12 protein-coding genes are annotated in these 22,184 nt (G+C 37.5%); 6 read left to right on the top strand and 6 right to left on the bottom strand.

The genetic code is table 11. The features are described 5' to 3' along the window. Window positions 1–68 precede the first annotated feature (68 nt). On the top strand, window positions 69–2,246 hold the full coding sequence (rnr, locus tag G7Y57_RS13280) for a ribonuclease R (protein WP_165024920.1): 2,178 nt from the start codon (window positions 69–71) through the stop codon (window positions 2,244–2,246). Window positions 2,247–2,312: 66 nt separating this feature from the next. On the opposite strand, the gene G7Y57_RS13275 is transcribed toward rnr, so the two are convergent. The 3 genes from G7Y57_RS13275 to G7Y57_RS13265 all read right to left on the bottom strand — a co-directional run bounded on the left by G7Y57_RS13275 (window position 2,313) and on the right by G7Y57_RS13265 (window position 5,466). Continuing rightward, window positions 2,313–3,392, bottom strand: a complete 1,080-nt coding sequence (locus tag G7Y57_RS13275; RefSeq protein WP_165024917.1) for a family 43 glycosylhydrolase — start codon at window positions 3,390–3,392, stop codon at window positions 2,313–2,315. After that, on the bottom strand, window positions 3,392–4,597 hold the full coding sequence (locus G7Y57_RS13270) for a TPR end-of-group domain-containing protein (protein ID WP_165024914.1): 1,206 nt from the start codon (window positions 4,595–4,597) through the stop codon (window positions 3,392–3,394). Before G7Y57_RS13270 ends, G7Y57_RS13275 begins: the two co-directional genes overlap by 1 nt. Window positions 4,598–4,827: 230 nt before the next feature. Next, window positions 4,828–5,466, bottom strand: a complete 639-nt coding sequence (locus tag G7Y57_RS13265) for an ExbD/TolR family protein (protein ID WP_165024911.1) — start codon at window positions 5,464–5,466, stop codon at window positions 4,828–4,830. A 307-nt stretch (window positions 5,467–5,773) separates the two neighbouring features. Here G7Y57_RS13265 and G7Y57_RS13260 point away from each other — a divergent pair, with 307 nt between their 5' ends. Both G7Y57_RS13260 and tyrS read left to right on the top strand, forming a co-directional pair. Beyond that, entirely contained in the window at window positions 5,774–7,495 is a 1,722-nt protein-coding gene (locus tag G7Y57_RS13260) for an LTA synthase family protein (RefSeq protein ID WP_255491451.1), read from the top strand. 189 nt (window positions 7,496–7,684) lie between these two features. Continuing rightward, window positions 7,685–8,980, top strand: coding sequence for a tyrosine--tRNA ligase (gene tyrS / locus G7Y57_RS13255; protein ID WP_165024906.1), 1,296 nt, complete (start codon window positions 7,685–7,687; stop codon window positions 8,978–8,980). A gap of 416 nt (window positions 8,981–9,396) precedes the next feature. Here tyrS and G7Y57_RS13250 read toward each other — a convergent pair whose 3' ends face one another. Beyond that, the gene (locus tag G7Y57_RS13250) at window positions 9,397–11,028 is read right to left on the bottom strand and encodes an erythromycin esterase family protein (RefSeq protein WP_165024903.1); all 1,632 of its coding nucleotides are present in this window, start codon (window positions 11,026–11,028) and stop codon (window positions 9,397–9,399) included. Between the two features lie 199 nt (window positions 11,029–11,227). After that, entirely contained in the window at window positions 11,228–12,874 is a 1,647-nt protein-coding gene (locus tag G7Y57_RS13245; RefSeq protein ID WP_165024900.1) for a tetratricopeptide repeat protein, read from the bottom strand. A 671-nt stretch (window positions 12,875–13,545) separates the two neighbouring features. Between G7Y57_RS13245 and G7Y57_RS13240 the strand changes: the two genes are divergently transcribed. The 3 genes from G7Y57_RS13240 (at window position 13,546) to G7Y57_RS13230 (ending at window position 20,585) form a co-directional block, all read left to right on the top strand. Next, window positions 13,546–15,507, top strand: a complete 1,962-nt coding sequence (locus G7Y57_RS13240; RefSeq protein WP_165024898.1) for an FISUMP domain-containing protein — start codon at window positions 13,546–13,548, stop codon at window positions 15,505–15,507. A gap of 59 nt (window positions 15,508–15,566) precedes the next feature. Beyond that, on the top strand, window positions 15,567–19,697 hold the full coding sequence (locus G7Y57_RS13235) for an FG-GAP repeat domain-containing protein (protein ID WP_165024895.1): 4,131 nt from the start codon (window positions 15,567–15,569) through the stop codon (window positions 19,695–19,697). Window positions 19,698–20,183: 486 nt separating this feature from the next. Next, entirely contained in the window at window positions 20,184–20,585 is a 402-nt protein-coding gene (locus tag G7Y57_RS13230; RefSeq protein WP_165024892.1) for a hypothetical protein, read from the top strand. 80 nt (window positions 20,586–20,665) lie between these two features. On the opposite strand, the gene G7Y57_RS13225 is transcribed toward G7Y57_RS13230, so the two are convergent. Further along, window positions 20,666–22,093 carry a glycoside hydrolase family 30 protein gene (locus G7Y57_RS13225; protein WP_165024889.1) on the bottom strand — a complete coding sequence of 476 codons (1,428 nt, stop codon included), beginning with the start codon at window positions 22,091–22,093 and terminating at the stop codon, window positions 20,666–20,668. Between the last annotated feature and the right edge of the window lie 91 nt (window positions 22,094–22,184).

The following is a 22,184-nucleotide window of genomic DNA, read 5'->3' as shown; positions in this document are numbered from 1 at the left end:
ATAGAATTGGAATATACAGAAATTCATTCCAATTCATTAAAACTTTCAAATAGAAAAGAATCTATATTATGGCAAAAAAAAGAATTCCACATAAAACAGATAAAAGAAAAAGCAAATCAGATATAGCAAATGCTGTCATCAATTTTTTCAACAAAAATTCAGGGGACTCATTTAGCCCCAAACAAGTAAATGAAAAACTCGGTTTCACGAGATCTGCCGAAAGACAAATAGTGCAAAACATAATGCATAGCCTGATCGAAGATGCTTTCATTGTAGAAACCAGTCAGGGCAAATATAAATCGAACAACAGAGGTATACTACTCGAAGGCTCTTTCGAAAGGAGAAGCAACGGGAAGAATTTCTTCGTGCCCGAAGATGGCAATCCTAATATATTTGTGGCCGAACGCAATTCTATGCATGCCATGAATGGAGATCGTGTACGCATTCAAGTATTAGCACAAGCCAGAGGGCGCGACCCCGAGGGTGAAGTTATAGATATACTAGAACGCAAGCAAAACAGATTTGTAGGTACACTCGATGTACAAAAACAGTTTGCATTCTTGGTAATGGACAGCAAGATACTAGCTAATGATATATTCATACCAAAAGAAAATCTGCAAAATGGGCAGGATGGAGACAAGGCTATTGTAGAAATAGTAGAGTGGCCTCAAAAAGCAAAGAACCCGATAGGAAAGGTTATTGATATTCTGGGAAAACCGGGAGATAACAATACCGAAATGAATGCTATCCTAGCCGAATTTGGTCTACCATATAAATATCCAAAAGCAGTAGAAGAAGCTGCAAATCAGATTTCGGACGTAATAACAGAAGAAGAAATAGCCCGCCGCGAAGATTTCAGACAGACTACTACATTTACGATAGACCCTCGTGATGCTAAAGACTTTGATGATGCATTATCTATCAAAAAATTGTCTAATGGCAATTGGGAGGTAGGAGTGCATATTGCCGACGTAACACATTACGTAAGAGAAGGTGATATCATAGACAAAGAAGGTGAAGAAAGAGCAACCTCGATCTACCTTGTAGACAGAACCGTGCCGATGCTACCCGAACATTTGAGCAATGGATTATGTTCGTTAAGACCAAATGAAGAAAAGCTTTGCTACGCAGCCATATTCGAAATGGATGAGAATGCCGACATAAAGAATCACCGCATTACACGCACAGTCATCAATTCGGACAGACGATTCACATACGAAGAAGCCCAAGACATAATAGAAGGTGCCGAAGGCGATTTCAAAGAAGAGATTCTTAAGCTTGATCAATTGGCTAAAAAACTAAGAGGGAAACGTTTTTCTGACGGTGCCATCGCTTTCGACCGCCATGAGGTACGATTCGAAATAGACGAAAAAGGCAAACCAATCAGCGTTTATTTCAAATACGCAAAAGACTCGAATAAGCTTATCGAAGAATTCATGCTTTTGGCAAACCGCACGGTTGCTGAATTTGTAGGGAAAGTTCCCGAAGGCAAACATGCTAAAACGTTTGTATATCGTATTCACGACTGGCCGAACAATGAGAAAATGGAAAACCTTTCGGAGTTTATCCGCCGATTCGGTTATAAGATACAAACAACCGGAGACAAGATGGCCGTGTCGAAATCGATAAATCATCTACTGGAACAAGTTACAGGAAAACCGGAAGAAAATCTGATATCGACGATTGCGATTCGTGCAATGGCTAAAGCGATTTATTCGACCGTAAACATTGGTCACTATGGTTTAGCGTTCGACTATTATACTCACTTCACATCGCCCATACGCCGTTATCCGGATATGATGGTACACCGCTTGTTGACCGAGTATCTGCATGGAGGCAAGAGTGTGAGCAAACAGCTTTATGAAGATAAGTGTAAGCATAGTTCCGATATGGAACAATTAGCCGCTAACGCCGAAAGAGCATCTATCAAATATAAACAAGTTGAATTTATGTCCGACAAGCTTGGGCAGGTATTCGATGCTGTTATATCGGGAATTACCGAGTGGGGATTGTATGCCGAAATCAACGAGAACAAATGCGAAGGTATGGTTCCTATCCGTGATCTGGATGATGATTTCTACGAATTTGACGAAAAGAACTACTGCCTGCGTGGCCGTCGCAACAAACGTAAGTATCAATTAGGTGACGCTATTAAAGTAAAAGTAGCAAGGACCAATCTGGAACGCAAGCAACTGGATTTCGCACTGGTCGAAGATGAATCCAATACTTCTAAAAAAGTGAAATAGACTAAGCTCATTAAATAAAATAAGGCTTGTTACTTTGATGTAGCAAGCCTTATTTATTTGTATATCTTATTTCTTGGTTTTTCTGTCTTGTTTTTCAATTTCAACTTCTCCCGAAGGGCGTATCATTTCCCCTCCGCCTTTAGCTTCTCCAAATAGCGGATTACCATCGGCATTAAAAGTAAATTTCTGCAAATAGACATGACGGTTATTCCATCCACCTTCCAGATTGAGTTTGGAATGGTAATATATCCAATATTCTTTATTATCGGGGGATGTGGTCATACTGGCATGTCCGACACCATAAACGGCAGGATTTCCCTGAAAAACAGGCTTCGGAGATTTAATCCACGAATTGGGATCAAGCGGGTTGCTGCCGGAAGATTTCAAGCGAAGCTGCCCCAACTTGTAATGTTCGCTCCAAGAACCACGGGTTGAATAAAGGATGAAGACATCATCGTTATGTTGAAGCACCTGTGGACCTTCCTGCAAAATAATCTGATCTCCTTTTTCCCATTCCAGTTCGGGCTTCGATAAAAGTACACGTTTCCCCAGTGTCCACGGATTAACCAGTTCTGCGATGTAAAGGTATTGATCTACGTCGTGATGATCGTGCAAGGCATCCCATCCCGACCAAATAGCGTAATTCTTCCCTTTGTGCTGAAGGACAGTCATGTCGATAGACCAGCAGTTATCTTTTTTAGTTTCGGGGTCATCTCCCGTATAAAACATTCCTCTATCGGTGTATGGTCCAAAGGGATTATCTGCTTCCAAAACTCCGGCACGTTGTGCATAAAATGGCGTTCCTTTATGTACAGAACCGGCATAATAGATATACCATTTACCATCGATGGGATGTATTTCGGGTGCCCAAAGATTATAGCTGTTCCACGCGTTTTGAGGAGGCATCCATACAACTTCTTCTTTCTCAAACTTTGTGAGGAAACGAGATTCTGTTACTGCAAATCCACCGCCTTTATTAAAGATCGTATAGTATTTTCCATTATGCTTTACTATAAATGGATCGGCTCCTTTGCGCAAAGGGTTTGTAAAGGTATTTTCGACTTTATCTTTTTTTTGATTAGATGCCGGATATAACCACAAACTGAAAATAAATACAAAAATTAATAGTGCTATTTTATTCATCATTAATCTAATTTAGGAGCTTGCCAAAAATATTCATGATCATTAGTTATAAAATCCCTCTCCCGCTCATTAATTGAATAATCTGGAGTAAGAAGAGAAACATATTTTGCTGTACTGTTACGATATGTTGTTTCTATATTGAAAAAACTTTGAGCCGGACATTGTAACCAATAAAGATTTTTTGCCATATAACTGTCGAGGTACATTTCTTTTGTTTGTTTATTCTCGTTATTCCAATTTGCATCCTCATTGATGACTACCGGGAGATTCTTTATCAGCCTTTCACGAACCTCTTCGATACTCAGATAATTACCTTTATCATCCATCACATATGCATTAAAAGTCGGGTCCATCCATATCCATTTATTATATGTCTTAGACCATACAACGTTTATTACATGGCAATCATTATCATTTTTATCTTTTGGCAAACAAGTTATAAACCTCGATTTAAATCCCATCGAAAGATAACATTCGTTGAGCATAATAGCTAATGCCCTGCAATTTACACCCTTGCCCGTGGCTTTATTATAGTTATAAATATCTATTGCATCTGTTTCGCACAATGGCCAATGGTTTCCATCATGTCTGACAGTGTTGTGCAGCCATGTCATAATATTTATAATCTTCGACATTTCGTCTCCTGTTCCTGCTATCGAATCAAGTTTGAGGTAAGTTTTAACAGATTTAATTCTGCCATTATTGGTATCTTCATATTCAAAATCCAGACGATTACTTTTATCCTCGGATATATAATTCCCGCTTTGCTGAAGCATCAGGATATAATCCCCTTTCAATCTCATTTTCTCAAACAAATCGTTAAATTTCTTATCTTTACGAATAAAGTCAAGATCTGTGTCCTGCATTACATGTTTATAATTTTTATAATCCCAATCTATTACAGCTTTTTCGAGATTCTCTAACGCTTCTTTTTTCTTTTTCTTTAATGAATAAATACATGCCAGATCATAGTAATTCCCTGATGGTATACCTTTGTAATATTGCTTTTCTCCGTCAGGCACATTATTCGTGAAGTCTTTTATTGATTTAATAATTAATTTTTCGGCCTTATCAAAATTATTATCCGAAAATGCCTGACCTATCGCCTCTTGTTGCGGTCTGAATAGTTCATAATAATTTTTCTGATTCTGAGAGTATGTGTTTGATAAGGAGAAGATGAATAGAAATAATAATGATAGTTTTTTCATATAAGATTCTGTTTAAAAATGGACAACTTAAGGTAACATAAAATAGTAAAGAGTTCCCGCATCCGCTGACAGCACCTAGATCTGAGGAGACAAAACGAATGTCAAAAATGTATCAGACGAACTTAAGAGAAACCTCGCGACAAGTTATAAATAAAATTTTACCGATACAAGAAAGCTTGCTACTTTGATTGTAGCAAGCATCCTCATTATATATAGGTGTCTATTAAGGGTTATTTGTTTTGAGCAGTCAATGTACCTTGAGTCTTATAATTTTCTACTAGATAGTTATCACCCTCAGCCATGTCGACAAGCGCATACACTCCTACTCCGCAAATCTGCATTTCGTCCAGAGCATCTACCAGATTTCTGAAAGAAGAATCGTTTGTCGGTTTTATAACAGCAATAATACTTTCATCCGACTTTTTAATTGCCTCGACCGCTATCTTATAATCTTGATCTGATATCTGTTTTTGATACCGTTTTTGTTTCAATTCGCGTATTTTTGCGATAGACACAGCATTGCGCTCCAGCAATACGTTTCGCATACCTTCGTAATCGGTAGCTTTGAGAGAAGCAAAATTGTCATAATCAGCTATACCTGCATAGTAATATACTTTATCGTCTTCGCCCAGTATAAAGGTGAGTGTTCTTGATTGCGGTATTTCAGTAGCGCCTGTATTTTCGGTATCTTTTGCAGGCACTGCAATATCCATCACTTGCGGCATACTTAGCGTAGTACAAAACATGAAGAAGCATATTAGCAACATGTTCATATCCACCATCGGAGTAAAATCGACTGATAAAAGTTTCCGTGTCATTTTGTTTCTCTTACCGTTACCCCCTCTGTTTTCTGAATTTATATTAGCCATGATATTAAGTGTTTGAAAGGTTAAACATTTGTTAAAGATTTATTCTTTATTCTTTAGATGAATATTTTGGTGGAAATCCATAAAGGATGTGCACTTATTTTCATTTATCTTTGTAATCCAAAACATCATCGAACGAAAAAAGCCTAGAAATAAACTAGATAGAGCAGATTACCACATCTGTTTTATCCGCTGAACTACTTTAACTATGAAAAATAGAATCTTCATATTTGTCAGTATATTCTTATATTTCATTTTGATATTTCTTATTGGGAAAGTAATTTTCATTCTTGCCCACACAAGTATGTCTATGTCCGAATCCTTCTCTCCCAATGATATATTAGAGGTGCTCTATCATGGACTTCCGCTCGACTTGTCGATGAGTGGCTATCTAAGCGTATTACCGGCTCTATTCCTTATTCTCTCAATATGGTTTAACCCAAAAGCAATAGCCAAGATCTGCAATATATATTTCTCTTTCGTACTAAGCCTTATTACGATCGTTAGTATTGCCGACATTTTTATTTATCCACATTGGGGATTCCATTTCGATTCTACTGTATTCTTTTATCTCAAAAATCCGGAAGAAGCAATTGGCAGTGGTTCAGCAACAGAAATTTTTGCAGGCATATTACTCTCTGCTATTTTTATTTCAATTATCTATTTAGGATACAGCTACATCATCAAACGACAAATACTAAAACTGAAAATACCGAAATCGATAGGTAAAACATGCGTAGTGATGATTGTTCTCATGGCAGCGCTAATTCTACCCATCAGAGGTGGCTTAAGTGTATCTACTATGAACGTAGGCAAAGTATATTTCAGCGACAATATGTTTCTTAATCACGCCGCAGTCAATCCTCATTTCAATCTTATGTACTCATTTTTCAAATCGGAAGACTTTGCATCCCAATATCAATTCTTTAATAAACAAGAGGCGATCCGAATTTTTGACGAATTAAACAAGCAACCTAAAAACGATAGTATAATCAAGCTATTAAATACAGATAAACCCAACATTATATTTTTTATCCTCGAGAGCTTTTCAGCAAACGTAGCGAATGATTCGCTCATAGCACCTAATATGAATAAGTTTGCCAAAGAAGGCATCTCTTTCAAAAACTTTTACGCCAACAGCTTCCGTACCGACAGAGGATTGGTATCTATACTTAGCGGTTATCCGGCACACCCGACAACTGCTATAATGAAATATCCACAAAAGACGCAATCGCTTCCGGCAATACCTGCATCACTCAAGGAAAGTGGCTATAATTTATCTTTCTATTATGGTGGTGATGCCGACTTTGCAAACATGCGCTCTTATTTTGTAGGCAGTTGTATGATTTGTGATATAACATCCGAAGAAGAATTCCCATTATCTGATCGTCTCACTAAATGGGGTGTTCCCGACCAAATACTCATCGACAGAGTTTACAGCGACCTTGTAGAGAAGCAACCCAAAGAGCCGTTTATGAAGACCGTGCTGACACTTAGCAGCCACGAGCCATTCGATGTGCCATCCAAAGGATTCGACGAGCCATTTATCAATGCAGTAGCATATACAGACAGTTGCCTTGGCAGCTTTGTTGACAAGCTAAAAACGACAGAACTCTGGAAGAATACGCTTATCGTACTGGTTGCCGACCACTGTATGCAGTCGTACCCTTCGGGAGTAGACAACAACTCGCCCGAGCGATTTCGCATTCCGATGATCTGGCTCGGAGGAGCCGTAAAAGCACCGGCCGACGTTCTCGATTACGGTTCGCAAAACGACATTGCCGCTACTCTCCTATCGCAGATGAATATAAACCATAGTGACTTTAAGTTCAGCAAAAACATGTTTAATCCTGATGCAAACAAATTTGCCTTCTATTCTTATGTCAATGGATTCTCAATGATAAATACCGATGGTAGCATTGTTTATGACAATGATAAGAATAGTATTATCGAACAATCGGGCGATAAAACATTAGAGAAGAAAGCGAAGGCATTTTTTCAAAATATGTATTTAGATTTGGGCAGCAGATAGAAAAGATAGCCAGCAGCAAATACTGAATACCCGACCTACTCTAAAACACCTCATCCGATTTTAAGATCACGATTCACATTTTATCGCTCCTAACATTTAAGCTATAACTTTTTTTGTTTACAAAAAAGGTCGTACTTTTGTTTCCTTCTTATAAAGAAAGAACTAACTAATAACATAAGTATTAATTCGATGAATTTTGTTGAAGAACTAAGATGGAGAGGTATGATTCAAGAAATCATGCCGGGAACAGAAGAACAACTACAAAAAGAATTGACTTCGGGGTATGTAGGGATAGACCCCACTGCCGATTCGTTACACATCGGCCATCTGGTGAGTGTAATGATGCTGAAGCATTTCCAACGCGCAGGACACCGCCCTATAGCCCTTGTCGGCGGAGCTACCGGTATGATCGGAGACCCTTCGATGAAATCGCAGGAGCGCAATCTACTGGACGAGGCGACACTACGTCATAATCAGGATTCGATAAAGAAGCAACTCGCTAACTTTTTAGATTTCGAGTCTGACAAGCCTAATGCAGCATTGTTGGTAAACAACTATGATTGGATGAAAGGTATTTCTTTTCTCGACTTTATCCGCGATACAGGTAAACACATCACAGTGAATTACATGATGTCTAAGGATTCGGTAAAGAAGCGACTGAGTGGCGAAGGCTCGGAAGGAATGTCTTTTACTGAGTTTTCTTATCAGCTACTACAAGCATACGATTTCTATCATTTATATAAGACAATGGGTTGTAGAATCCAAATGGGAGGTTCGGATCAATGGGGGAATATCACCACCGGAACCGAACTTATCAGACGCAAAACAAGCGGAGGCGAAGCCTTTGCTCTTGTATGCCCATTGATAACTAAAGCTGATGGTGGCAAATTCGGAAAAACAGAGTCGGGCAATGTTTGGCTAGATCGCAAATATACTTCGCCTTACAAATTCTACCAATTCTGGCTGAATGTTAGCGATGCGGATGCAGAAAAATACATCAAGATATTTACGGCTCTCAGCAAAGACGAAATAGAAGCTTTGGTTGAAGAACAAAAAGCAGCGCCACACTTCCGCCCACTGCAAAAACGTCTGGCTAAAGAGGTCACTGTGATGGTTCACTCGGAAGAGGATTATAATGCGGCTGTAGATGCCTCGAATATTCTATTCGGCAACTCGACTGCCGATGCCCTTAAGAAACTCGACGAGGAGACTTTCCTGCAAGTGTTCGAGGGTGTACCTACATTCGATATATCTAAAGATGAATTAGCGACAGGAATCAAAGCTGTAGACCTATTAACGGAGAGTGCAGCAGTGTTTCCATCGAAAGGTGAGATGCGAAAGACTGTACAAGCCGGTGGTGTGATGCTAAACAAAGAAAAAATTGAAAATTTCGATGACATCATAAACAACTCTTATCTGATTGCAGGTAAATACATTATAGCGCAACGAGGCAAGAAGAATTATTTCTTATTGATAGTAAAGTGAAAATTGTTGTCCAATAATTTTGGAAATTAATAAAAACATTATACTTTTGCACTGCCTTACGAGGTTATAGGATTGTCTCATGGTGTAATGGCAGCACTGCAGATTTTGATTCTGCCTGTCTAGGTTCGAATCCTAGTGAGACAACAACACAAGAAACAGACCGCTGGTTATCATAAATGATGACTAGCGGTTTTTCTTTTTGGGGCAAGAAGCTTACCAATATAAGATGGTGCATAAAGAGAGCTAAGGCTAGCGTATCTAAAAATAAACTAAAGACAAATGATATAGGTATGCCTCTTTGTTCTTAGATGGAGGTATAACAAACTTCTTGGAAAATCCAGACAATACAAAAGCGACCGGTTAAGATCGCTTTCTCTCCTTAGCTATTCATAGCTATTACACTTCTCTCTTAAATATTACTCATCGAAATTCCATAATTTACCAGTTCCGTGCTTTTTTAACAGGTTAATTATATGCTCCTTATTGAGATCCTTTATTGGAACATCATACAAATTTACCATACCCGTTATAGTTGCCCGTCTTTTTAATTCGTTTACAAAATCATCTGTAAACAGTTCCAGAAGGGGTGTTGAGTTTTCTTCATCCTCCAGCTTTCCAAAGAAGATGTATCCATCATAGTTGTTACTATAACTCCCGGCTCTTGGATCGAATTTCATAGGTATCATTCCATCAAAAGGCTCTTTGCCAAACGGGCTGTTTTTCAAATCAAAGGCAATAGGGGTATTTCCGTTCATCTCAAAGACATAATCATACAGGCCATTTCTTATTCGTCCTCCCATTTCTCCTTTATTTCCTACACTAGGACAATGAGGAAAAATTGAGAAAATATCATTATCCGAGAAACGTTCTACTAGTTGTGCTCCAGCTGACAAAGCTGGGATTTGTCCCGGAGGCGTCGAATATGTTCCGGGAATATGAGATTTATATCCGTGCCCAAATCCAACAATAAACAATGAATTTCTACTGTCTTTAGACGATTGAATTGTCTGTTGGATAATATCTGCCATCTGCGTATTTCTATCTTTACTTTTCTTTGATTGGCTTTGAAATTCTTCTGCCGTTTTTATAGATGGCCACGCAAGTTGCTCATCAGCGAATATCACTTTTATTTTTTTATTATTGGGTAATTTTTTATTGAGTTCTCTCAATGCAATTATAAAATCGAACTGACCTTTGTCTGTCCAACCAGCTAACTGCTGACGACCAAAAATATTTAATAAAATAGATTTATCCAGTTCTTCTTGTGCATAGAAACGATCTAATTCTTCTTGATTGTAAGCTCCAAATTCCATAAAAATGGTTCCTGTTGTTTCCACAAACTTAGGATCAGCGATAATCTGCCTTAGCAAATCCCATGAAGCTGTTCTTCTATGCATTTCTCCATAGATTACAAGTTTATGTTTGGCTAGTTTTTCAAGCACATAGTTTTTAGGCTGTTTACCATGTGTTTTTATATATTTTGTAAAATTGACTGTATCTTTCGGCGTTTGTTTTAGCACTTCCATCATCGGAATATAAGAAGCTAGCATAGGTAAATGATTTATTGCTTTATTTTGAGCATCAACAAATTCTCCTACTCCATCTTCTTTTGCAAGCAACCATTCTCCATTTTCTTTACTAAAATATATGATCAAATAAAATGAGTTTGCATCATCCATTGTGCTAATAACAGCTGCTGTTGAATCTCTATATATGATGCATTCTTTTATTTCCCAGTTTAATATTTTATTTTTCAACTCTTCAGGAATTTCTCGATCCGGAGTTCTTTGTTTAGAAAAAGACTGATAAATACTATAAGAGCTATATGCTCTCTTCATACTCATTTTTCCATTTGCAGTTATATTACTTATCGAGATAAAAGCATCTATCGGAGTTGCTTTAGAATATTCTTCGGGAAAATCTTTTACTCGTTTGTCTACAGCAATTGTCTTGAAGTCGTTTGTGTTTTGGGATATTGCCGTTAGTGTAGTAAGGCTAAAAACCAGACAGCAACATACAATCTTAAATGATCTCTTAATTCTTTTCATGATGTTAAATTTTAATTTTTACTCGTTTTACTTTTTATTCAAAGTAAGAGCAAAACCGGCTAAATCATATTTATATCACTATAGAATCGAGGGTGCAACAAGCAGAATCAAACACCATCATATCAATCACTTAACAGATAGACTCCGTTAAATAGTTTATATCTGACGACATGAACTTTATATTGATGAAAAGAATAAGTTATTTGCTTATAAATTCTACAATATCTTCGGCTTGTTGCATGTCAAGCTTCTCTCGTATTGTAGTTTTTCGCTGATAGATAGTCCGGATACTTTGCTGGGTTATGACGCTTATTTCTTTTGTTGTAAAATTAGCACAAAGCAGGCAGCATAATTGAATTTCCTTTTCGGCTAAGACATCTCCATAAGATTTTTGCATTCTTGTATAAAAGTTGTCATATAGAGAGTCAATCAAAGTATATAAATCTTCCCATACAATGAGTGAATCGACAGGAATTTCGTCATTCGTGATTTTTGCTATACGTTGCAACATTTCCTGATTCTGATTTGTAGGATTAGATGCAGTCAGGCGAATAAGCCCTAACTGTTGCAGCAGAACCTTTTTGAAATATGAGCTATTTTCTCTGTTCTTTCTCAGATCGTCAGAGACATCGGCTAACAACTGATGGAGAGATTCCATCTTCTCATCCATCTGAGAGAGTTTTTCCTTTTTCTTCTTTATATAAATATATGTTGTAATGGCAACTATCGATATTATAAAAAGGATGCTTAATAATAGCAGTTGAGTACGCTGTTTTTTTATAATAAGAGCTTGGTTCTGCTCAGATAGCTCTTGCTTAGCCAACAATTGCTCCTCAAATTTTATCATTTCATATTTTTGTGCAGCCCTTAAAGAATCAGTATACTGTCCAATTAAGCTAAAATTAAACGAATCACCCCTTCCATAATCTATAAGATTCTGAAAAAAAGACAATCCTTTTTTTGTGGCTAGAAAGCTTTTTTCTTTATCGTTGCCCGAATGTTGCTCAATGGTCTTATCCAGATAATATTGTGCCGAATCTAATTTGTGTTGTTGTAGGAATATCATCGCTGTTGTATAAGGCACTAAATTATGAAATGAGTTAGCTTTATACTGTTCCATCTCTCTCATGTTGGCTAGAGCTTTATCATAGTTCTTAACAATTATTTGTACATCTGTATAGTTTCGGTAATAATGTAGAGCACTTACAGTGTCTTTTTGTTGCTTAGCAAGAGCGATTGCCTTTTGCATCCAATAATCTATCGTATCGTTATTATGAATTTGACAATAAGCTAAGCCTGCCATATAGAATGTTGAAGGAACAGAGTCATTGTATTCTACAGCTTTTTTATAATAATTATATGCTAACTCATACTCATTCTTTGTATAAAAGTCATTTGCTACCGATCGAAGTATTTTATATGTAAAAAGGCTATCATTCTTATTTTCAGCAAGATTTGATGCCTCTGCCATATAGTATTTATAGTTTACTGTATCGCCTTTCCAGAATAAATGATTAAGAACCAGCATATAGGTATCTTTTAATTCTCTTTGCATATCGTGATTTTTGTAATAGTCTAAAGAGACCATTATTGTAGAGTCTTCGATTGTAGACTTTCCTTTCGAAATATGTGAAGTTGTACGCAATCGCCAATAGTCAGCTTTTTCTTTATCTGTCAGTTCATTATCCGCAATTTTGTCTAAAATATATTTAGCACTATCCGGATGAGAATAGATAATAGAATCTGCCTGTGTCAATAGTTTTGTAGTTTGCTCAGATTGAGTACATGCCCCCAAAAGCAAAATACTGAATACTGTGCAGATAAAAGCTGCTAGTTTACTTTCCATATGATTATTAAAGTTTAAAACAAAGGTATGATTTTTGTTTAAGTAATAATTATTATTCATTTTTATTGCATTTGCGGACTTATAGATGCATGGATCTTTTTAGCTTGGGATATTCTTATATCCTCCTTCTTCTCATAGTTTAACCTTGAGAATAAATGATAAAAATTCTTGCGTAAACTTTGGCATAAACTGGATTACTGGGAGCATTTAACACCCTTATCCATCTTCAAGAAGTCATTTTCATAAAAAAATGAAAAGAACTATTCATGGGCAAATAAGTGCATTATTTTGAAGATATTTCACTCCAAATAGCAATTTTTCTTATAAAAAGAAAAAAAACGTCATTTTTTCATTCCTTATACAGACACGATATAAGAGACTATTAAACTACACAATAACTCCCTTACAGAGTATTTCTTACATGTAATATTCTTTTTTTTCTAAAAAAGTTATATCTTTGTAAAATATTCGTATAAGGACTCACAAAACTCTATAAATTAGCAGCACACATTTAAAATTGCATTTATTGATAATTTCATCTCACATGTTAAAAAAAGACTAAGTACACCATTAATTGTGTAATTGGGACTATGTAACGTCTTAATTATAGTCATTCTCATTGCAAAATGGAGAACAATATTAATCGACAAAACTTTACAAATTTATAAAGAATGAGAAATTGTATCTTATTAACGCTTATTGCGTTTGTTGCTACCATACTAGCTTCCTCAAGCTTAGTAGCACAAGTAACAATAGGAAGCGGCAAAGAACCCAACCCCGGAAGCTTGTTAGACTTGAAACAAACAGATGAAACTGGTGTAAATTCGACTCTAGGACTTATGCCCCCGAGAGTAGAATTGACAGACGCCAAAAATCTGTACCCGATGTTTACAAACGATGCAGACTATGCATCTAACACTAACGACAAAAAAACAGGTGAGGACAAAAATCATGTTGGCCTGTTAGTATTTAACACCAATCAGTGTCTTTTAGGAACAGAATTTTCCAGAGGAATATTTGTCTGGAATGGTTTATCGTGGAAACCACTGATCAAACCGGGAAGCACTACAGGCACAACTACAGATGTTAATATACATACAGATTCCAGAGATGGAAGCACATTTAAGGCTCGAAAATTCGGTACAGCCGGAGAGTGGATGATCGAAAACCTACATGCAAATAAATATGCAGGAGAGGGTGCTTCAATAGGTGGCACACCGTCTTTGTCAACATCAACCACCGATAAAACTAAACGATGGGCATATCCGTCCAAGAATGGAGGAAGCCCCTTAAATCCCGAACTGTACGATAACCAGCCAGAATTAGGCTATTTATTTAATTGGTATGCGGCTAGCGGATCAGATGATGTTGCAAACAACGATGAAGGGGAAGGCACAGCAAACGAATTAGCAACAGGCACTAGAGGAATCTGTCCTGTCGGTTGGCATCTACCGAGTGATGTAGAGTGGAATATTTTAGAAGATGAGATAAGAAGACACTATTCAGATTATTCTTCTCTTACAACCGCCTCAACAACAGGCAACCTTGTTGTGCTGGGGAAAAGAGGTGATTATAGTCAAGCTATGAGAGCAGCATGTTATCCGATAGAGATCGCAAAACTGTCTGATGGTAAGAGCTACTCTATCAACAAAGGAGGTTTTGCGGCATACATGTCGGGTGAAATAGTTGATCTTTCTACAACTGCAGGCATGGGTGCATATAGCGCATTCTGGACAGCCAGTTCGCGAGGAGGAGGTCAAGCATGGAAAAGAGTACTGACAGCAGACGAAAAGACTGTTGATCGAAATACTGCAAAGGCGACAGATATGCTTTCTGTTCGCTGTAAACTTACTGAAGAATTTGCTCGATGCGGAGACTTGTTAAGAGACAGAGAAGGTAACGCCTATCAAACAGCTACATTTGGTAACGCCGGATGTTGGATGACGCAAAATCTTATATCCACCAAGAACTCTATAATTACATTGGTAGAAAATGTAAATAGCACTGATGAAACAGAAGCATACTATGCCAAGCCGAATCAGTCGTCGACCGATCCTATGCAAGGCTATCTGTACACATGGGATGCCGCAATGGCAAAATCATTAGCTACTGAAACATTCATATCTACAGAAACTTCGACAACAGTATCTAGTACTCAAGGTATCTGCCCTGACGGATGGGTATTACCAAGCGAAGCGGATTGGAATATACTGGAAGAAGAAATAGCAAAAAACCCGGCGCAATATTCGACTAATACAACTGCGATATCGTGGGCAGGCAAAGACTTTGCAACAATGATGGGATGGAGACGTCCTGCTGATAGCAGCACAGGATGGGGACAAAATATGAGATCTACAAAAATTGTAAATGGTGTAGCACACGAGTTGGCATCGAAAAGCAAAGATGCTAATGCTGGTTTTGCAGCGCTATTAGTTGGTTCATTAGAATCTGGAACAGCACAAAGCTCTTTTGGAAATTACACTAACATCTGGACAAGCAACGATGTATTCACACCTATAGGTGGAGACGCAAACGCAAGATACCGTGGCCTATCTCACAAAGACAATGGAGTTTATCGCGGCGATGCATCCAAGTCATCTATGCTAACGGTTAGATGTAAGCTTAAAGACTAACAGATCAGCACAATTACATTCAATTCTTTCAGTGTAAAAAATAAGAAATACAATATAAAATGAAAATTAAAATATTTATAATAAGCTGCCTGTTGAGCTTCCCTCTTTTTCTATTGGGACAGCCACTAATGCTGGCACCTCAAAATACAAAAGATTCGGGCATATATCCTCCAGGATATGTTAACCCCGACAATTGGTCGTTCACATGTTTCGATTATATGGGATCTGTGAAGTTCACTTCTGCATATAGGTTCTATTCACCAACAAATGGAACAGCAGCAGCCAATCCTCGTTCTTATGGGTTTAGTATCCCACTGGTAGCTGATTTAAATGGAGATGGTTATCCGGAAATTATTACAAGTAGAACATATGCCGACGGAAGTATTTACGGATGGCACCAAGGGCTCCTAATTTATAATGGACAAACAGGGGAACTCATATCAAATTTGGAATATCCGGGATTAACTGCCGGAGCCTATTTCTTTAATTATGATTATCATACTTCCCCATCAATCATGGCATTGGTAGATTCAGATAGAGATGGTACGGTAGAGGTCGTTATTGCTTTTCCTTCTAGAAATATAGGGGCAGGACTTGCACAATATACAAGTTCTCTTATGTCTTTTAACTTAGTTTATAATGCAGTATCAAAGACATATTCGTTACAACAAAAATGGAAAGCCAATAATTATAATAGTGGTGCCACAAATATACATTTATATGGGAAAACAATTCCTCAGATCGTAGATATCGAGGGAGATGGAGTGCCAGAAGTGTTAGTTCAAAATAAGATTTACAATGCAAAAACAGGTGCTTTATTAATTGCATTAGAAACACTAGGCTCCACAGCCTATACAGGAGCGGATGCAAAGGCTACTACAGGAGCTCTAACAGATGGAGGTGATACTAATATCCCTTTTAGCTATATTTACGATATCGACTTAGACGGAAATTACGAAGTTATTGCCGGGGGTAAAATATACTATGATTTAAATCTCGCCAGTGGCACTTATAAAATTCTACAAATGCCCGGAGTGGGAGATGGTCGTACCGGTATTGCAGATATAGATGGAGATGGTATTGCAGATGTAGTAGTGGTGAATCGAGTATCCTCCACACAAATCAAGATTGTTGTTTGGAATCCAAATTTTTGGATAATAAACCCATCCGACGGGAAAACGATAATAAAAAATCCGGCGGCAACTCCAGTTCCGACTATACTCGCACAACTAACATTCGATATCGATACAAATGCTACAGCGCAAGGGAATAACTCTTACGTGTACATCGGAGATATAGATGGACGGGAACAAACTGTGGGCGGAAAGAAATACAGACTACCGGAGATAGCTATATTAAGTGGACGCATCAGAGGCTCTCAATTGGTTCAGCATCCTAATATCAGTGGATTAGGATTCCCGACCTCAACAACAGTTTCTGCAGGACAAGGAGTTCTTATTGGGTTTACTTTTGACCCTGCAGAAACTAATGTTCAGAATAAATTGAAAACATCGTTCGTGCTGGAACATAATGATAGATCTATTAATACCGGCTTTACGATGTTCGACTTTGACAATGATGGAATGCAGGAGATATGTTACAGGGATGAGGCAACATTGCGAATCATAAAAGCAGGAGTTCAACCTTATGTTCCGCTGTCATATACAGAAACGAGCAATCCTAATGTGATCTTATTTAGTAAGCCTGTGATTTCATTTACAGGTTTCGAATATCCTGTAATTGCCGATATAGATAATGATTCATCTGCCGAGATGGTAGTTATCGGACGTAACCAGTTAGGTTCGGATTATGCGTTTGGATTCCCTTTTGCAGTTGGTACCAATGGCGATAAATTTGCACCCGCACTATCTGTCTGGAATCAGTTTATGTACGATCCATTCAAGATAAACGAAGATATGACAACACCTATCGGTAAGGCAATAAATCGTCTAAAAGGCGAATACGAATTTACGAAAGTGGTTAGGGATGCAAATGGCACAATAACTAAAGTTATAGAGAATTATAATCCATATAACTGTACTCTGGGGCAATTACCTAAATTCATGACAAATCAGGGAGAGTATAATGGAACGATTTATGATAATATGTTCGAACCGATTATCTTCTTAACAGAAGCATATCTCATAAACGAAAAAGATACGGATGTTAACAAAAGACCTAAGATTGTAACCATCAGCAACAAGTTGTATATACAAGTTTATGTCGGCAATAAGAGTACTGCTCAAACAGATATTTCGAGTAATACACCTATCAGTGTCTACAACGACAAAATAGGTGGTGCTACTTTTCTGAAAAAAGTAACGCTAAAAGACTGCGGACTAAGCGCCTCAGCCATAAGAGCAGGAGAAGAAGTACTAATCAACATCCCTATTGAAGATGAGTTTGGTTCTTATATTTTTCGTCTGAGCGATGACTCCGATTTCTCTAACATCTCAAATATTAGTTGGCATTTCGGAACCAATGAAGCTGGAATGAACGATCAAACTAATTTCACGGGAACTGCTACACGTGCATTTCGCGATTGTGACTGGTCTGACCAAATAGCACGTGCTTCTAAGTTCAAATTGAATGATGATGCCCTTACGCTACAAGAGTATGGCACTATCACTACTAATATACTGAGTAATGATATTCTACCACTCGACTTTGTAGCAACATTTAGTAGTGCTATCATTACCGCAGCTCCAACAAGTGGTACTTTAAAATTCACAGGATCTAATTTGACAGGTAATATAATCTATACACATACGGGAACTGCTCCTTTAGCTAATGGTATCGATAAGTTTACTTATCAACTGAGCTATAAAAGTACAGGTGGTGCGACAAAAATTTTGACTGCCAATGTCTACATCTTTATTCTGCAAAGCGATCTGGGTGGCTTTGCCGCATGTTATAACGAGGATTACACTGCAGCACTTAAAAACGCTCCATCGGGAGTTGAATATAGTTGGTACGAAGTGGATGGAACTACTGAAGTAGGAACAAATCCTCAACAATCGATTGTTATCTCAAACATTACCACTACTATGAATTACAAGATCAAACCTGTAATTCCTACAAATTATGTTGAGTATAGTGAATTATCTTTCCCTCAGGGAGACTTATCCATCAAGACTGTTACCGGCAGTGAAGGGGACGTTAAAAAACTGCAATGGACCGGTAAAATAAGTTCTGACTGGTATAATCCGGCAAACTGGGTAGATGATTCTAATGTGGAAGCTACTTTTGCTCCTACCGGATGCGTCGATGCTATTATACCAATGGTTACGACAAACTATCCATCACTAAATAAAGATAGTAGAGTTTCTCAGTTGAGCCTGAAGGATAGAGCGATGATCGCAAATGCCCATAAATTGACTTACAATGGTGTAGATATAGAACTAATTTTGAAGAATGTAGAGCAGAATAAATGGATGGTATTGTCTGCGCCTCTGCGTAAGACCTATGCCGGCGACTATCTTCCAATGGATGCCGACAACAATCAGATCAAGAAAGCGATGTATATGAGTTACTATGAAAAGATGAATCCTGATAATCCAGCATCTACGGCAGAAAACTCTACACTGACTCGCCCGTTTGGTAAAATTGAAAGTGATCTTCCGTTAGGGCAAGGATTTATGCTATATGCCGATAGAAAGTATGCTGAAAATCCTCGATTATTATTCCCTTCGGGAACAAATCAATATACATACAATATGCACAATGCTTTAGGTATGCAACCAAGAACGCAGGCATCTGAGACCTTATCTCGTGTAGATGGCTCGACCGATGTTAGCAAAGGACGTTTCATTTTCGAGGCTGCAACAGATTTGAATGCAACAGACGGGTCGTTTACTGTCACTTACAGCGGAACTTATATTCTTGTTGTAAACCCATTCCCAACTTCATTCAACATTAAAAAATTCCTGGAAGTTAACTCAAGTGTTTTAGCCCAAGAGTATAAAATTTGGTCTGGTACTTCAGATAGCTTTATCGGATTGGTAAATGGAAACGAGGGAACAACTTGGAAAATAAAAGATGGTGCCACATTTACTCCTATTGGCAGTACAGATGTATACGCAGCACCATTTCAATCTTTCTTTGTTAAAACATTGGGATCTTCTTCGGTAAATTTAAAATACGAGCCGGAAACTATGACTAAAGGGCAAGCTACCAATTTCTCTTATTAAGAAAGCCTGTCTAAATTATATAAAAAGCTATCCAGAATATTTTGGATAGCTTTTTTATTGTGGATATAGGACGAGTTATTTTGTGTCTGAAATAGCCACTAACAGGCAAAGCATTTTAAGATACCAGCTCTGCCTGCGTTATATTTCTGCTTTTATTTATATATTTGAGTTAAATACAAAAATTACAGATTATGCTTATTTGTTGGATTCCGTTCTTAATTATATATTTTGTATGGCTCAGAAAGAAAAAGCCATTTACAAAGGATAAAACATATAATTTTCCACTATGCGAGTTTTCAATAGTAATACAACAGAAGTTATTTTAATTATTAATATATAATAATATATCAACACACAATATCGTATTTTTTTGCAATAAAAACAACGAATAAATAAAAAAAGACAGGATTAATTAAACTTTATTAATGGTTCATTGTTAAAATAAAAGACAATACCATTATAAATGTTAACTAAATCCTAAGCATCATGAAAAAATCCTTTTTCATTCTAGTCACTTTATTAATTTTTACAGCAGCAAATAGTAATTTAAAAGCGCAGGATGTATCTTTCGGATATGAGAATAAATCCGGTGATACTTTTACTGCTAAAGTTACTTGTACTCAAGCTGCAACTGTTACTTTCGAATTACAAACCAGCAGTTCGCTCGAATACAAGTGGGCTAACTATCAGGTATGGGGTATTAATTCAGTAAAAGTTTACTGCACTGTCTATACTCCCGGCAGAAGAGTGGATTATCTGACTGTCGATCTTCCCAGAGGAGAATCCAATGTTCAGATAAACGGGTCTAAAACTACAGCAATCATGCTGGTAAGTACAATCAATGGGAAGCCCAGTGCTACCCGACCTATAGTTGTTACATTCGACTAATTTATATTTTAAAATATAAAAGCTAACGATTGATCGTTAGCTTTTTTTATGTCTTTCAACTACCTTATAAACTATAAGATTTATTTGATCAAGATCGTATTAAATGATTGTGGCGAAAGACTTGGTGCAATATGCTTATCTCCTATTTTCACATTCACAGTTTTAGGTATATCCTCATCATTTTGAATAATTATTACTATGCTATTATCCGTATTTCGGAATGCTATCAAATTTGTAAAATCGCCCGAAAGAGCGAGTCGTTTAGCTCCCGGCAGCACATAATGGCTAAAGTGTTTCATCAGGTAATATTCATAATTATACTTGTATGTTTTTGTTGCCACATCCACCGAAACTAACGAATTCTGACTCCATCCCCATCTGCTGATGCCGCCTTTATCGAGCGATGTATTCCAATAAGTATATACATTTGTTCCATTGTTGAGATAATGTTTCATCAATTCCCAAGCATAACAACAATACTGCCAGTCGTTCTTTCCATCACCACATTCCTGTTCTGTCTGATATATTTTGAGAGCAGGGTAGTCTTCATGTATTTTGCCGACTGCTCCTTTTCCTGCCCATTGAAAACCAATCCCTTTAATATACTTACTACTATTGGCATTTTGCAGTAATGTATCTACTAACAGAGCATTAGCACGTTCCATAGTTCCAAACATCACATCCACACCTTGCTTCTGCATTTGTGGGCCTAAGTATTCTCCAACAAACTTATCAATCCCTTCGGCAGTCCACGTACAGCTAGGAAAAATCTGACACGAATTAAATTCATTCTGAGGCATTACAGCAAATATGTCAACCCCTTGCTTTTTGTAAGCATCCACATATTTCGAAAAATAGAGAGCGTACGCCTTAAAATAGGCATCTTCCTGAATAAACATATTTGAACCTTCTGTCCCTTGCTTATTTGCATCAAGACCATTGTGATACTTCTCGTCCAGATCCTTTGGCGGTATTGCACAAGCATAGTGTTTATTGTATTTCATCCACGAAGGCGGACACCATGGTGATCCCCATACCTTCAATGCCGGATTATATTTTTGAGCATTCTTTATAAAAGGAACTAATGTCTCCATATCGTTTGCAATAGTGAAGTTCTTCATATCAAAATCGCCATCTGTTTCATTATACGAATACCATTCTCTAGAGAAATCGTTCGCACCGATAGGCATTCTGCATATTGTGAAATTTGCGCCGACTCCCGGCTCGAACAATTCTTTCATAATGCTCTCACGATCTTCTGCACTTAGTGAAGAGAGTGAAGTCCAACCCAATTCGTTGAAACATGTACCGAACCCATCGATTGTTTGTTGCGGATTGTTCAAATCTATTTCGACATCGAACTGCTCGTTATCTACATATTCCAAGCCTTGGCTTGGATAAATCCACGAACTATCAGATGTAGTGACAACCCATTCTATCGATGTTTTTTTGTTGCAGGAAAATAAAATTGCCGTGATACCGAAAAGAAGTATTAGAAACTTTCTCATATGATAAGATTTAGGTTATTCCTCTATTTTATCTAAAAGTAATAATATTTGACTTAAGAGTCTTATTCTCAAAATAAAAATAGTGTAAAAT

The organism is Dysgonomonas sp. ZJ279, assembly GCF_011039205.1.
Classification (GTDB): domain Bacteria; phylum Bacteroidota; class Bacteroidia; order Bacteroidales; family Dysgonomonadaceae; genus Dysgonomonas.
Note: the sequence above shows the minus strand (reverse complement) of the source record. Positions and strands in the feature narration are given on the sequence as shown.